Raw genomic sequence first — 15,908 nt, 5'->3', positions numbered from 1 at the left:
GGACGCTTTAATTTTTCAAACTGATATATAATGATCAAAAATTCACTGTTTCGACTTTTACTAGCAGTTATTTTATTGGGTACATTTCAAACTACGGAAGCCCAACTTTTTAAAAAGAAAAAGAAAGATACCGAACAAAAGAAGGAAAACAAATCCAAACCTGGTGATATAAAACCTTATGATAAAGTAATAACAAAGGATGCAGTAACGGACAACGGACTTTTTAATGTACATACTGTAGAAGACAAACGATATTACGAAATTCCCGATTCCTTATTTAATCGCGAAATGCTGATGGTAAGCCGGATTTCCAAAACGGCAACTGGAATCGGTTTTGGTGGCGGTAAAATAAATACTCAAGTGTTGCGCTGGGAAAAAATGGACAAGAAAGTATTGGTACGGGTAGCATCTTATGAGAATGTAGCCGCCGATTCCTTGCCGGTTCATGAGGCAGTCTTAAATTCCAATTTCGAACCTGTCCTCTTCTCGTTTAACATCAAGGCCATCAACAAAAAAGATTCCTTGAACCCATCAACGGTAATAGAAATAGACCCCTTGTTCACCAAAGATGTAAAGGCTCTTGGTTTTCCCGATCGTTTCAGAAAAAGATATAAGGTAACCCGAATGGATGCCGACCGTAGCTATATTGAATCTATAAAGAGTTATCCGCTGAACATAGAAGCGCGTCATGTAAAAACATATCTTTCCAGTGAACCACCAAGCAATGCCAGCCTTGGTTCCATTTCGTTGGAAATAAACAACTCCATGATCCTTTTGCCTAAAGAACCGATGAAACGTCGCTATTTTGACGAACGCGTAGGTTGGTTTGCTCGGGGCCAAGTAGATTATGGTCTTGATGCCCAAGAAAGTAAAACGGTTACCTACCTTGATCGTTGGAGACTCGAAGTAAAAGATGAGGACATTGAAAAATTTAAGGCAGGTGAATTGGTCGAGCCCAAAAAACCCATTATTTATTATGTGGACCGTGCAACCCCGGAAGAGTGGGTGCCTTATATTAAACAAGGTATTGAAGATTGGCAAGTTGCATTTGAAGCAGCAGGCTTTAAAAACGCCATTATTGCCAAAGACCCACCTACATTGGAAGAGGATCCAGAATGGTCTCCAGAGGATGTGAGATATTCTGTAGTACGTTATTTAGCCTCTCCTATTCCGAACGCAAATGGTCCTCACGTGAGCGATCCTAGGAGCGGTGAAATTTTGGAATCGGACATTAATTGGTACCATAATGTAATGAGCTTGTTGCGCAATTGGTATTTTGTGCAAACGGCAGCAATCAATCCAGAAGCACAAAAAACCCAGTTCAAAGAAGAAATCATGGGACGGTTGATACGGTTTGTATCCTCCCACGAAGTGGGTCACACCCTAGGCTTGCCCCATAATATGGGAAGTAGCGTAGCCTATCCAGTAGACTCGTTACGCTCGGCAAGTTTTACTGAAAAATATGGAACGGCCCCATCTATTATGGATTATGCCCGTTTCAACTATGTTGCCCAACCTGGTGATGACGATGTTGCCCTTATGCCCAATATTGGAATTTATGACAAGTACGCCATTAAATGGGGATACAAGCCTATTTTGGACAAAACGGCAAAAGAAGAAAAAACCACGCTTAATAATTGGATATTGGAGCATGCTGGTGATCCAATGTACCGTTTTGGTCACCAACAAGTTGGGGATATCCACGATCCAAGCTCTCAAACCGAGGATTTAGGGGACAATGCCATTAAAGCCAGTTTGTACGGTATTGAGAACCTAAAGCGTATTGTTCCAAAGTTGATGGAATGGACCACCGAAGAAGGTGAAAACTACGATGATTTGGAAACCATGTACGGACAAGTGGTCGCACAGTTCCAAAGATACATGGGACACGTTTCCAATAATATTGGAGGTGTTTACGAGTACCATAAAACCGCCGACCAAGAAGGCGCAGTATATGTACATGTGAGCAAAGAGCACCAGAAAAATTGTATGGCTTTTATGCAAGAACAACTCTTTGAAACACCTGAATGGTTGATTGATCAAAATATATTCAACAAAATTGAATATTCTGGTTCCGTGGAGCGTATTCGCGCCACACAAGAACGCTCCTTGAACACCATGTTGCACTTGGGGAAATTGGCCAGGCTCATAGAAAGTGAAGCCTTGAACGGTGACGAAGCCTACAGTTTGGTAGAAATGATGCGCGACCTGCGAAGAGGAATTTGGTCGGAGACTCGAAATGGTACAACCATCGATACCTACAGAAGAAACCTGCAAAAAGCACATATAGATCGTTTGGAGTATTTAATGACCGCCGATAGCCAAAGTAAAACACCTGATTTTGGAGGTTATAGAAAATCAACTCCCATCAACACAAGTCAATCCGACATTCGTTCGGTGGCACGTGCAGAGCTCAACAATTTAAAGAGCGATATTAGAGGTGGCCTTGCCAGAATTTCCGACACCATGAGTCGTTATCATTTGCAAGATGCTTTGGAGCGTATAGACTTGATTTTGGATCCTAAATAAGCGCTTCCTTTTTAGATTTGTACAAATTGTTAAGGTGTAACCGATGAGTTTTTCGGTTACACCTTATTTTTTTTTCCATTCACATCTAAACAAGATCATTTCACAACAAATCGCTGAGATTTCCATTCGGTTTAATTACTTTAGTAATCCCAAATCTCAACATCATGACTTACAAAGCTAAGAGTTTCATCTACTTTTTATGTTTCGTGGCAGCTTCCGCATTATACTACGTTGTGGAGCAAAACGATAAATTCGAAGATCACATCAATTCGGACACTTTTGTAGAAACCAATTTTCAAGATGACGACCATTTTGAAGATGATACCGAGAAAAATCTTGAGGAAGAACTCAAGTAACACCCTAAAAACATTCATATTGTTAAAAGCTTCATAAACTATATGAAGATGGTTAAACCTTTGGACTCCCTATTTGTCCAAGATATAAATCATTAAAATATAGACATATGAAACGATTGACAGTAGTATTGGTTATGCTGATGAGTATTGGCTTGGCCGCTCAAAAACATAATGGTTCAAAAAAAATGCGCAAAGGTGCAAAAATGGACTTGACCACAGAAGAAATGGCCACGTTGCAAACTAAAAAGATGACCTTGGCTTTAGATTTGACAAACGCTCAACAAGATAAGGTATATGACATCAACTTAGAAAATGCAGCGTCTAAAAGAGCAAAGCATGAAGAGATGAAGGCCTTAAGGGAAAGTGGCGAAAGAAAAAAGCCAACTTCTGAGGAACGATTTAAAATGGAAAATGAACGATTAGATCGTCAAATTGCAGTTCAGGAGCAAATGAAAAAAATACTGGATGAGGATCAATACGAATCCTGGAAAAAAATGCACAAACGCAAAAAGTTTATGCACGGCAAGAAAAAAATGGAGGAGAGAGGGAGAAGAGGATAGTGTTTTTTGTTGATTTTTTTAAGAAACCGCGCCTGCCATGGTCGCGGTTTCTTTTTTATAACACTTTTTTATTGAAATATTTGATTATCTGCTATTTTACAGATATATTTGATTATCTGTTTATTTACAGATATTTTAAATTATCTGCTTTTTAGAAGATATTTATTAAATATAATGCCCATGAGTGCCATACTTACAGGAGATATTAAAAACTCTTCGGAATATAAAGCCAGTATATGGTTGCCCTTGCTCAAACAAGCGTTGGGCAAATATGGCAATGAACCTGCCGATTGGGAAATATACCGAGGTGATAGTTTTCAATTGCAGACCACCCAAGAAAATGCTCTGGAAGCGGCAATCTATATCAAGGCAAATATTAAGCAAATTCGGAATATGGATGTTAGGATAGCCATTGGGCTGGGCGAAAAAAACTACGAAGCGGCTAAAATCACAGAATCCAATGGTCCTGCTTTTGTTAACTCCGGTCAATGTTTTGAACAGCTCAAAAAGCAGAATTTAGGCATCCGATCATCTAATAAAAAGTTTGACGAACAAATCAATTTATTGCTCCAACTAGCCCTTCTTACCATGGACAACTGGACACCTGCCATCTCAAAAACAGTGAAATATGCCCTGGAGAACCCAGACATGAACCAAAAAGAGCTGGCATCCTTGCTCAACAAATCACAAGGGAACATTAGCGAAGAACTCAACAAAGCTGGATTTGACGAAGTCAAAAAAATGATTCAATTTTACAACAACCAACTCGTCCAATTATGATGCTTTTTGCCCTAAAATTGTTACTGGCCCATTTTATCGGAGACTTTGTGCTCCAACCAAAGCATTGGGTAGAAGATAAGTTACAAAAGAAAGGCAAATCTAAATACCTCTATTTTCATATGGGGGTGCATGTATTGATACTTTTGCTCCTATTGCAATTCCAACATTTGGGCGCCATTGCGGTTATTGTGGCAACCCATTACCTGATTGATTTGGGAAAACTGCACCTCACCAACCCCAAAAACTATCGCTGGCTTTTTGTGGTGGACCAAGTGCTGCATCTTTTGGTTTTATGTGGTGTTTTGTATTGGGTGTATCCCTTTAAAATTGATTTCGCTCAAATTTTTGATGAAAAAGCCCTGTTACTGATAACATGCTTGATATTTGTTTCCTATGTATCTGGCATTATCATGCGAATGCTGTTGGCTCCCTATATTGATGAAGTGGCCAAAAGTGATGAACCTGATGAAGGTGGTTCCCTAAAAAATGCAGGAACCTATATTGGTATGTTGGAACGGCTTTTTGTATTTGGATTTATCTTGATGCAGCAATGGGCCGCCATCGGTCTCTTGATTGCCGCTAAATCCGTGTTCCGATTTGGGGACCTCAACAAGGGCAAAAACCGAAAATTAACAGAGTACGTTCTTATCGGCACCCTCTTAAGTTTTGGACTGGCCATTCTTTCCGGAATAGGCTACCTATACCTGTCCAACCAACTGTAGCCACTGGCCGACTCCTTTTTTTTTACCTTCTTTATTTTGTGCTCTATGGAAAAACCCCGGCTTTTTTAAGGTTTTTCCACAATGCTGTTTATTTATGAATTAGTAATTTGCCGTTCGCAGCCCCCCTATTTTATGAAATTAAAAACGATGCATGCTTTAGATAAATACATCGGTTACATCCCCATTTGGGGGTATAGAAGTGTATTTTATGCTTCTATAAACAAGTTGTAAGCAAGCTGAAAAAAGAGCCACCGAACGTTCAAGTACATTTCATTTTACTCGTACCTCACAAAATAAAAAGAGCTTTCTCTTCCCCACCGCCACCCTGACAAATTGAATACAATTGTAACTTATTTAAACACTTTTGTCCAGTTAATCGAAACTTTTGTTTACTTTTACAGAACTATCACAAATAATTAAATATGACTATTCTTGGTAAGTATCTTACTGACAAATCAATAAATAAAGCGGAAGTCTCACGAAAAACTGGGATTGGAAAATCTCGCTTAAGTCAGCTAAGCACGAAGGATAATACAAATCTTAAAGCAGAAGAACTATATCTGATTTCCAAAGCAATAGACTCTGACCCAAATGAGATTCTTGAGAAAATTTATGGACATTTAAAACTGAATATATAATATGGATGAATTGAATTTCATAGATTTATTCGCGGGAGCATCTGGAATGTCAGAAGGATTTATCCGAGCTGGATTAAACCCAATTTCACATATAGAAATGGATAATTATGCTTGTGATTCTATAAGAACCAGAGCAGCCTATCATTTTCTAACAAAAAATGGAAAAGAAGAAACTTATATAGATTATCTAAAAGGAAAAATTTCAAGAGAAGAATTATACACTCAGGTACCAAAAAAGATTTTAGATTCTGTTTTGAATATTGAAATTACAGACGATTCTATTAAATCAATATTTTCACAAATCGACAAGACATTAAACGACAGAAAAGTAGATTTAATAATTGGCGGACCGCCTTGTCAGGCATACTCTTTACTTGGTAGGCATCACGAGAACATTGAGAATGACCCAAGAAATAAGTTATATATTCAATATGGTCGATTCTTAAAAAAATATGAACCAAAGGCATTTGTTTTTGAAAATGTACCAGGTCTATTAAGTGCTAACAAAGGACAGCATTTTAGAAACCTCAAGGCTTACTTTAGAAAAATTGGTTATGAGGTTTATCACGACACTTTGAATGCTGCCGATTATGGAGTTTTACAAGCCAGAAAAAGAATAATAATTGTTGGTTGGAAAAAGAATAACGATTATGGTTTTCCTGAAATTAAAAAAATAGCTGAAAAATTTACCGTAAATGATATTTTTAAGGACTTACCAAAATTGAAACCTGGAGACGCTTTAAAGATTGCTAAATACAAAGGTCTAAAGAACGATTACTTACAAAAATTTGAATTAAGAAACGGAGTTGATTTTGTTACTCAGCATATTTCTCGACCACATAATGAGCGAGATTTAAAAATCTACAAAACAGCGATTAAAAAATGGAATAAAAATGAGGAACGTTTAAAATATCCCGATTTACCTAAAGAATTAAAAACTCATAAAAACGAAACTTCATTTACTGATAGATATAAAGTTGTGAATGGTAATGGAGTTTCTCATACTGTAGTAGCTCATATTGCAAAAGACGGACATTACTATATTCATCCTGATATTAAACAATGTCGTTCAATCTCAGTAAGAGAAGCAGCTAGATTGCAGTCGTTCCCAGATGACTTCTTTTTTGAAGGTTCTCGTTCAGCTGCATTTAAACAGATAGGCAATGCTGTTCCACCATTAATGGCCAATGCTATTGCAAAATCAATGAAAAAACATTTATGTCAGATATAATCAAAAAAGACGAAGAAGAAAGACCAGTAAGGTTTAAACCTAGAGCCCGTTTACTTCTGCAACTGGGAGACCAACTAATAAAAAACGAAAGCATAGCTTTGGTTGAATTAGTGAAGAATTCTTATGATGCTGACGCAACAAATGTTAACATCTATATGGACAATGTAGATTCGCCAAATGAAGGGGTAATAATCATAGAAGATGATGGATATGGAATGAGCCCTTATGTAGTTGAAAATGTATGGTTAGAACCTGGTAGTGACTTCAAATCACAAAAAATTAAAAATCAAGAGGCTTCACCTAAATTTAATAGATTACCAATTGGAGAAAAAGGTATTGGCAGATTTGGCGTTCACAAACTGGGAAATGTTATTGAAATGACAACAAAGGCTGAAAATGAAAATGAGGTTTTTGTTAAAATAAATTGGACTGATTTCGAAAAATATAAATATTTAGAGGATGTACCAATTACAATCAAAGAGCGACCAAATCCACTTTTGTTTAAAGATGGGAAAACAGGAACTAATATTCTAATTTCCAATTTACGTAAGAATTGGACGAGAGGTATGGCTCGTGAAGTTAAAAGGTCTATAACTGCTTTGGCTTCACCTTTTGAAAAAAACGATTCGTTCAAACCAAGTTTTGGTGTACTAGACAAACCTAATTGGTTTGATGGTTTACTAAATTGGGAAGATGTTAAAGAATTTTCTTTGTTCAATTATAAAGTAACCTTAGAGGGCAGTAAAATAACAAACTTTGAGTACAACTTCACACCTTGGGATACAATGAGCAAACTTCATCCAAGAACAGTTGACCAAACAAATGAATTAATAGACAATTCTATTAACTTAAGATATCCGCCAAAATCTGATAACGAAGGAATTATTAATCTTTCTCAATTCAATATTGGTAAAATAACTTTTGAAGGTTACATTTTTGACCAAGACCCATTTATCCTGAAATTAGGTGTGTCTGACAAAACTGGTTTTAAAAAATATCTTCGTCAAAATGGTGGTGTTAGAGTTTTTAGAGATGGACTAAGAGTTTATGATTATGGTGAGCCAGAAAATGATTGGCTAGATTTAGACCATAGACGTTTTCAACAACCTGCAAAACGTATCAGTAATAACAACATTCTATCGGCTATTTCATTAGACAGAAAAGAAAGTAGCGGTTTAGTTGAAAAAACAAATCGAGAAGGATTTGTAGAAAACGATGCATACCAAGCTTTGAGAGCATCAATATTACACACTATTGATTTAATTGAAACATTACGATTTCCAGATAAAAAAAAGCTTAAAGAAGTTTATGGACCTACACCAAAATCTTCACCAGTAAAATCTACACTTAGTGAAGCAAAAAAATATGTTGAGGAAAAAGTAAAAGAAACACCTATTCGACAACAAATTATTAAATACTTCAATAAGATTGAATCAGATTTTAATATTTTAAGTGAAAACCTCTTAAAAGCCGCTGGTGCAGGATTAAGTATGTCTGTAATAGTCCACGAGGTAGAAAAAATAATTTATGAAGTTGAAAAGGTTTTAAAAGCAGAACAAGCATCTGAAAGAGTACTAAAACTTGTCGAGCATCTATCTTCCTTAATTGATGGATATGCAGATATTATTCGAAAATCAAATCAATCAACAGAAAGTATTACTACTATCATTGAACAAGCTTTGTTTAATACAGAATATCGCTTGGAATCTCATAAAATTCAAATAACTAAAGGTTATAAAGAATATAAGGGAACACAAAGAGTAAAAGTTGCTAAAAATTTACTCATTGGAAGTTTAATGAATTTAATAGACAATTCTATCTATTGGCTCGACCAGAAAGCTATTAAAGAAAAAGAGAAGAATGAGCTTTATGAAAAGCGAATATATTTTGATTTAGTTGAAGATGAAAAATTTATAAACTTAATTATTGCAGATAATGGTACTGGATTTCTAATACCGACAGATGACATCACCGAACCATTTGTATCAGCCAAACCAGGCGGTATGGGATTAGGTCTACATATCGCTAATGAAATAATGGAAGCTCAAAAAGGTAGATTATATTTTCCAGAAGAGGGCGAATTTGAACTTCCTAAAGAATTTAATAATGGTGCATCAGTAGTTTTTGCATTTAAAAAATAGAATATGAATATACCTTTAAATGGAAGAATTGCCATTATTGACGATGAAATATCACAGGCAGAACCATTGCTAAAAGCCTTATCCAAAAATCAGATTCCTTATGCGTTTTACAAAGGAAATGATATAAGTTATTTACCTGATGCTGATTCAAGGTTTAATGATATTAGAGTTTTATTTCTTGATATTAACTTAGTAGATGAAAAAGCAACTTTAGATGAGAAGTTAGTAAAAAGCACATTAATAAATGTTTTAAGAAGAGTAATATCACCACAGAATTTTCCGTATGCTTTAATATTTTGGAGTCGCCATCAAAAAGAACACGAAAGTTTAGTTAGGGGTTTATTTGAAAATGAATTAAAGGATAGACAACCAATTAGTATTAGAGGTTTTGTCAAATCAGATTTTTTTCCAAACTTTTCAAGCGAAGAAGCAGAAACTGACATTGACATTATTGAAGAATTAAATAAAATCATTAATTCAGAACTCGCGTATTCATATCTTCTAAATTGGGAAAATCAAGTGCACACTGCATCTGATAGAACCTTGCAAGAAATATTCAGCTCATACCATACTTATGAAAACTGGACTGACAATGCAAATCACTTGATTAATAAATTAGGTATTAGTTATTCAGGTAAAGCTTATTTTAAACAAGATTCTGCAGAAAAAATTAAAAGTGCGTATAATTCACTTACATATTTAGCCAATGACACTTTAGAAAAAAGCGTTAATTCTAAGGACATAGAAAACCCAGAAGAATTAACTGTAGAAGATTCAGATAACCCAAAATTTGAATCATTTCATTCTATTAACAAAAAATTGCTTTTTTCTGATGACAATGAACCAATAGAATATCCTGGTTCAGTAATAGAAGACCAAAACACAAAAACAGAAGCAATTTTTCAAGAATTACTTAATAATTCTTTCAGTAGGTCTAAGATTGAAACAGAGTTAACAGAAGAGGAAATTAAAGACAAAACTGAATCTGCAATAAATAAATTAATTAATAAAAAATCTTCTTCTAAACGAAAAGAAATTAGAAGTACTTGGAAAAGAATATATCTAACTGCAACACCTTTGTGCGATTACGTACAGAATAAATATGAATATAATAGATGTGTGAAAGGTATGATAATCAGTTCAGAACATTTGGAATATATTGATACAAAATCAGAAGCAATTTTCATTTCGCCAAAATTTCTATTTAAAGAAGTTAGTTGCGTGATGATATTACACTTTCGATACTTCTTTACAAGCAACAAGGGTGGAAATTTAAAAAATCTAAATCCATTATTTAGAGCAAGACAACAATTACTAGCCGAAATTCAATCAAAATTATCAAGACATATTAGCAGACAAGGAATATTGTTCTTGGATGACAGATAAACTGGATAAGCCAACGCTGAAAGCCATACACATTGCCAAGTCGCTCAAAAGCCCACTGCTAAAGCCAAAACTTGTCAAAGAGTATGTCTTCTGCAAACGCTAGCAAGTTTGTGGAAAGAAAAGCCAGCTTACAACAATGTATAAAAATAATAGCGGTTTTAATGCTAAATCGCAAGTAAGTAAATATAAAAAAGGTCTGTGCTTAACCGAAAAGTTAGTACGTAAAAAATCCGCTACTATTCTTATACTAGACCGTTGTAGCACATTGCAAATAAACATAGTAGAATGAATGAAAATCGAGATAATTCAATAGAAATCAACAAAGAAGAATTTCGAGAAATCGGACATAAATTAATAGATGACATTTCTGAATTCATTTCTAGTATTGATAAAAAACCTGTTACAGTTAACGAAAGTCCCAGTCAACTGCAAAGTATATTAGGAAATACTTCATTACCAAAAAATGGAATATCAGCAACAGAACTAATACCACGAGTAACAGATTTATTACTTAATCATTCATTGTTTAATGGACATCCTAAATTTTTAGGTTATATCACTTCATCCGCTTCCCCAATTGGAGCCTTGGCTGATTTACTTGCAGCATCTATAAATCCAAATGTTGGTGCCCATATTTTAAGTCCAATGGCAACTGAAATTGAGAAGCAAACAGTTCAATGGCTGGCTGAGTTTATTGGTGTTTCACCTAGCTACGGTGGCATTTTAGTTAGTGGCGGCAATATGGCAAATTTCACCGCATTTTTAGCCGCTAGAACAGCCAAATCTCCTAAAAGTATAAAAGAAGATGGACTTTCAACTATATCTAAAAGATTAACTGTCTATTGCTCAAAAACTACACACACTTGGATTGATAAAGCTGCTATTTTATTTGGTTTAGGCACAAATTCAATTCGCTGGATTCAAACTGATTCTTCAAATAGAATGAATATTGAGGTTCTTGAAGAAACAATTAAAGAAGATATAGAAAACGGTTTACAACCATTTATGGTAATTGGTACTGCTGGTGATGTAAGTACTGGTGTTATTGATAACCTAAAAGAAATAGCAACTATCTGCAAAGCTTTTAATTTATGGTTTCATATTGATGGTGCATATGGTGTACCAGCAGCTGTTCTTCCTGATTATAAAAACCTGTTTGATGGTCTTTCCGAAGCTGATTCCATAGCTCTTGACCCTCACAAATGGCTATATAGTCCGCTTGAAGCTGGATGCACGTTAGTGAAAAACCCACAGCATTTAATTGATACTTTTAGCTCTCATCCAGAATATTACAATTTCACAAGTACAGAAGGGGAAAACGCTCAAAACTATTACGAATTTGGAATGCAAAATTCGCGTGGATTTAGAGCATTAAAAGTTTGGTTAACTTTACAACAAGTTGGTCGAAACGGTTATCAAAAACTAATTAGTGAAGATATTGAATTGTCACAAATATTATTTGACCTAGCTAAAAATCATCCTGAATTAAAGGCAGTTTCACAAAATTTAAGTATTACTACTTTTAGATTTGTTCCATTAAATTTTGAAGGAGATACTGATTATCTAAATGAATTAAATGAAGAATTATTAAATGAATTACAAACAAGCGGTGAGTTGTTTATATCAAATGCTATGGTGAATGAAATGTATTGTTTAAGAGCTTGTATTGTGAATTTCAGAACCTCAAAAAAAGATATTAAAGAGATTACTGAAATAATAATTCGAGAAGGAAGAAAAACTCATTCGAAATTATCTAAACAAAAATCATAAATCAAACTTAAGATGTATATAGCTTATAGCTAATTATTTGATTGATAGCGGTTAAAGCATATTTAGAAAGTCGCCAAATTTTCTAATTTGCACGCTACGAGCCATATACAAGACCTTAGCCTTACCCCTTTTGTAGCCTTCCCTAAAATATAAGCTCCCCATAAAACCGAACTGTTTAAAAGTAGAATGATAATTATAATTTTAAACAGCAGACTGAGGAAGAGTCGATTTTCACCCACGCAGTTCCCGAAGATTTTAAAAGAGTCCGACAATGGCTAATCCGTTGCCGAGATAGCCCGTGACCACCGTATCCGAACTTTTGGAAGGCTTACCTGTTCGATACTATCAATTAAGACATTAAAAAAATGGATAGCGTTAAGCCCTGCAACCAAAAAACCTTTAGTTTACGGTAAAAGATTTTTAATGAAGGACGATATGGGAGTTATATCAACAAACGACAGGGAAATAAAGCTGTTCTACAATGCGGAAACCAACAAAGGCATGCAGACGTTGGGCTATTTAAAAAGCACAAAACACAAAATTTTGAGTGTGGATTATTCCAAGACCAAGATTACCGCTACGCAATGGACGGAACTTGCAAATCGCCTTCGGAAACCCATTAAAGAATTGATCAACACCGATCACCCCGATTTTAAAAAACAATACAGCGGCCAACCAGATCTAGAAGATGAAAACGATTGGCTCAAGATTTTGGAGAACAATCCCAAAGTAGTCACCCAGCCCATATTGGTAAACGGTGATCGGGCCATACAAATTGACACCCCTTCGGAAGTTATGGCATTTTTGGACAGGAAGGACTGAACCAGTACCTGCCCACTTAAACACAAACACCAGAACATTTAAAAAAATATATGCCGCAAAACAGCACATCCCGAAACAAAAAAATAGGAATTGGAATTCTCTCACTCGTAATTATAGTAGGGATTGCGGCGCAACTGTTCTTCAGCCATAAAATAAAAACAATCCTAAACCAAAAAGTACCACAATCCCTCAACCTAAGCTATGGCGATTTAAGTACCAATGTACTATTGGGCAAAATCAAACTAACCGATGTGCAAATGGACTCCCCAGATAACCACATCGATTTTGGTGCTGAATCTATAACAGTTTCCGGCTTACGCTATTGGCCCCTGTTTAAAAATGGTGCCATAGCGCTTAACGACCTCACCATTGCATCTCCCAATATTGTGCAGCAACAAAAGCCAAAGAATTCCGCCACCACAGAAAAGGAAAAAAGTGTTTCACAAAACATCACAATTGATAATATCAGCTTGCAGAGTGGAAGCTACAAATTGTTGAACCAAAAAGCGGACAGTATCGCGACCTTGGAAAATATTGATTTTAAGCTTTCGGATATCACTTTCAACCAAGAGACTTCCACGCAACAAATACCCTTCACCTTTGGTGAGTACCAACTCAACACCAAACAGGGCTACCTTACTCTCAGCCCCTGGGAATTTATCACGTTCCAAAAAATAGCGCTCAACCATAAGAATGGCAACATTCAACAACTCGCCTTACAATCCCGGTATAGTAAAGCGGATCTCTCCAAAAAACTTTTAGTGGAGCACGATCATTATGATTTAACCATTGCCAATATTCTTCTAACAGATTGGGATTTTGGTATGCAGACCGACCTACCCTATTTCCACCTAGGCAAAATGCAATTGCAAGAACCCGTTTTTCATGTGTACCGCGATAAACTAGTACCGGATGACACCTCGCACAAAAAATTGTACAATCAAGCCCTACGCGATTTGCCCATAGACCTAAAGGTGGACAGTATCGAGATTGAAAAAGGGCTCATCACCTATCAAGAACGTCTAGAACCGGATGTGGAACCGGAAAACCTAAGTTTTACGGATATCGAGGCCACTGTAAACAATGTGCACACCCATGGCAGTGGTGATGTGAACGTTGATATAGAAGCCAAACTTATGAACAACGGTCCGTTTACACTCGGTTGGTCCTTTGATCCCCATAACACATCCAACCGCTTTTTGGCCAAGGGCACCCTGTACAATTTCCAATCCGAAAGTATAAGTCCCTTCTTGAGCAGCAACCTGAGGGCAAGGGTAAAAGGAACCGTGGAGGAACTATATTTCACAATCAGCGGGAACGAATTGGAATCGCAGGGCGATATGAAAATGAAATACGATGATTTTGAGTTCACCGTTCTCAAAAAAGACCGGTTGGGCGTAAACAAAATACTCACCGCCGTAGTAAATCTTTTTGCCAAGGATGGCCAGGATGCAGATAAGGACGGCTACCGCTACGGAGATTTTAAAGTATCCCGAAATCAAGACAAATCTTTCTTCAATTATTTGTGGATCAACCTACAAGAAGGGTTGTTGGATACCATGACGGGGCGTGGCGAAAAAAATTAAAACTAACATGGCAAAGAAAAAAATATACAAGCGCAAGCGGTACCTCATACCTTTCATCATTCTTGTTCTATTGATAGGCCTACGGATTGCATTGCCCTATATCGTAAAAAATTATGTGAACAAGGTATTGGCAGATATTCCCGGCCATTATGGCCATGTAGAGGATATTGACATTTCCCTGCTTACAGGTGCCTACATTATAGATCATCTGTACTTGAACAAGGTGAATGCCGGTTCCGAGATTCCCTTTCTCAATTTTGAAAGAACCCATATTTCCGTGGAATGGAGTTCCCTTATAAAGGGAGAGGTGGTGAGCGAGATCAATATGACACGCCCGCAATTGATCTACGTATTTGAAGACCAACAAAAAGAAACCCCAGAAAATGCCAATGTTGAAGATTGGTCCAAAGCACTAACCGACTTGGTGCCGATTGACATCAACAAACTGGAAATTCACGGGGGTAAGGTCGCCTTTGTGCAATTGGCCGCAAACCCCAACATAGACCTTCATTTGGACAGTTTGGAACTCTATGCCACCAACCTGCGCAACGTGGTGCGGGAAGAAGCCCGTTTGCCCAGCAACCTTTCTGCCGATGCCATTAGTTTTGGCGGAGGCAACCTCCATTTGGAAGGGGAAATGGACATTGTAAAGCAAATACCGGATATGGATCTTGCCCTAAGCCTCGAAAATGCCAACGCAACCGCCCTCAACGATTTTACCGACCACTACGCTGGACTGGATTTTGACAAAGGGAGTTTTAATGTGTACAGCGAAATGGCCATTGCCGATGGTTACCTGCAAGGCTACCTAAAGCCCATAATCGAAGATGCCAAACTTATTGGCAAAGAAGATGCATTTTTGGAAACCTTATGGGAAGGCTTTGTGGGCTTTTTTAAGTTTCTCCTAAAAAACCAAAAGGAAAATACCTTGGCCACCAAAGTACCCTTGGAAGGCGATCTGAATGATGTGGATACCAAAATATGGCCCACGATCACCAACATTTTTAAAAATGCATGGATTCAAGCCTTTAAAGGTATGGTGGACGATGATATTGAGTTTAAAAACGTACAGGAAAAAGCAAACGAACAAAACTCGGAGTAGAAAGGGAGTTTAGAGTTTAGAGTTTAGAGTTTAGAGTTTAGAGTTTAGAGTTTAGAGTTTAGAGTTTAGAGTTTAGAGTTTAGAGTTTAGAGTTTAGAGTTTAGAGTTTAGAAAAAAAGTGCAATGTTACTGAAAAATCACATGTTTCATTTTTAATTGTAAACATTCCCTACCACCCCCTTTCACCATTAACCATTCCTCATTGTTTATTGTTCATTGTTAATTGTTCATTGCAAATTGTTCATTGCAAATTGTCAATTGCACAAAACCCCTAGTTTTTTTAAG

Annotated in this window: 13 protein-coding genes; all 13 read left to right on the top strand. The window is 36.5% G+C overall.

Features of this window, described 5'->3' with window-relative positions; translation table 11 throughout:
* The first annotated feature begins 30 nt into the window (after positions 1-30).
* The 13 genes from MWU56_RS13570 to MWU56_RS13510 all read left to right on the top strand — a co-directional run bounded on the left by MWU56_RS13570 (position 31) and on the right by MWU56_RS13510 (position 15,623).
* On the top strand, positions 31-2,529 hold the full coding sequence (locus MWU56_RS13570; RefSeq protein WP_247045167.1) for a zinc-dependent metalloprotease: 2,499 nt from the start codon (positions 31-33) through the stop codon (positions 2,527-2,529).
* 164 nt (positions 2,530-2,693) lie between these two features.
* Complete coding sequence (locus MWU56_RS13565; protein WP_247045165.1) at positions 2,694-2,885, top strand: hypothetical protein; 192 nt, start codon at positions 2,694-2,696, stop codon at positions 2,883-2,885.
* A 107-nt stretch (positions 2,886-2,992) separates the two neighbouring features.
* Positions 2,993-3,445 (top strand): hypothetical protein, encoded by a 453-nt coding sequence (locus tag MWU56_RS13560; RefSeq protein WP_247045163.1) that lies wholly within the window; start codon positions 2,993-2,995, stop codon positions 3,443-3,445.
* A gap of 180 nt (positions 3,446-3,625) precedes the next feature.
* Positions 3,626-4,225: a transcriptional regulator gene (locus MWU56_RS13555; RefSeq protein WP_247045161.1), complete on the top strand. Its 600-nt coding sequence runs from the start codon at positions 3,626-3,628 to the stop codon at positions 4,223-4,225.
* Positions 4,222-4,947, top strand: coding sequence for a DUF3307 domain-containing protein (locus MWU56_RS13550; RefSeq protein WP_247045159.1), 726 nt, complete (start codon positions 4,222-4,224; stop codon positions 4,945-4,947). The genes MWU56_RS13555 and MWU56_RS13550 overlap by 4 nt, the downstream gene beginning before the upstream one ends.
* Before the next feature lie 422 nt (positions 4,948-5,369).
* Positions 5,370-5,585: a helix-turn-helix domain-containing protein gene (locus MWU56_RS13545; RefSeq protein WP_247045157.1), complete on the top strand. Its 216-nt coding sequence runs from the start codon at positions 5,370-5,372 to the stop codon at positions 5,583-5,585.
* A 1-nt stretch (position 5,586) separates the two neighbouring features.
* Entirely contained in the window at positions 5,587-6,816 is a 1,230-nt protein-coding gene (locus MWU56_RS13540) for a DNA cytosine methyltransferase (protein ID WP_247045155.1), read from the top strand.
* On the top strand, positions 6,804-8,957 hold the full coding sequence (locus MWU56_RS13535) for a sensor histidine kinase (RefSeq protein ID WP_215927504.1): 2,154 nt from the start codon (positions 6,804-6,806) through the stop codon (positions 8,955-8,957). The genes MWU56_RS13540 and MWU56_RS13535 overlap by 13 nt, the downstream gene beginning before the upstream one ends.
* 3 nt (positions 8,958-8,960) lie before the next feature.
* On the top strand, positions 8,961-10,343 hold the full coding sequence (locus MWU56_RS13530) for a hypothetical protein (RefSeq protein WP_247045153.1): 1,383 nt from the start codon (positions 8,961-8,963) through the stop codon (positions 10,341-10,343).
* A gap of 285 nt (positions 10,344-10,628) precedes the next feature.
* Entirely contained in the window at positions 10,629-12,113 is a 1,485-nt protein-coding gene (locus MWU56_RS13525; protein ID WP_247045151.1) for a pyridoxal phosphate-dependent decarboxylase family protein, read from the top strand.
* A gap of 423 nt (positions 12,114-12,536) precedes the next feature.
* Positions 12,537-12,935 (top strand): arsenate reductase family protein, encoded by a 399-nt coding sequence (locus MWU56_RS13520; RefSeq protein ID WP_247045149.1) that lies wholly within the window; start codon positions 12,537-12,539, stop codon positions 12,933-12,935.
* 50 nt (positions 12,936-12,985) lie between these two features.
* On the top strand, positions 12,986-14,521 hold the full coding sequence (locus MWU56_RS13515; protein WP_247045147.1) for a DUF748 domain-containing protein: 1,536 nt from the start codon (positions 12,986-12,988) through the stop codon (positions 14,519-14,521).
* 7 nt (positions 14,522-14,528) lie between these two features.
* On the top strand, positions 14,529-15,623 hold the full coding sequence (locus MWU56_RS13510) for a DUF748 domain-containing protein (RefSeq protein ID WP_247045145.1): 1,095 nt from the start codon (positions 14,529-14,531) through the stop codon (positions 15,621-15,623).
* Positions 15,624-15,908: the final 285 nt, after the last annotated feature.

This window comes from Allomuricauda sp. F6463D, assembly GCF_023015965.1.
Classification (GTDB): Bacteria; Bacteroidota; Bacteroidia; order Flavobacteriales; family Flavobacteriaceae; genus Flagellimonas.
Note: the sequence above shows the minus strand (reverse complement) of the source record. Positions and strands in the feature narration are given on the sequence as shown.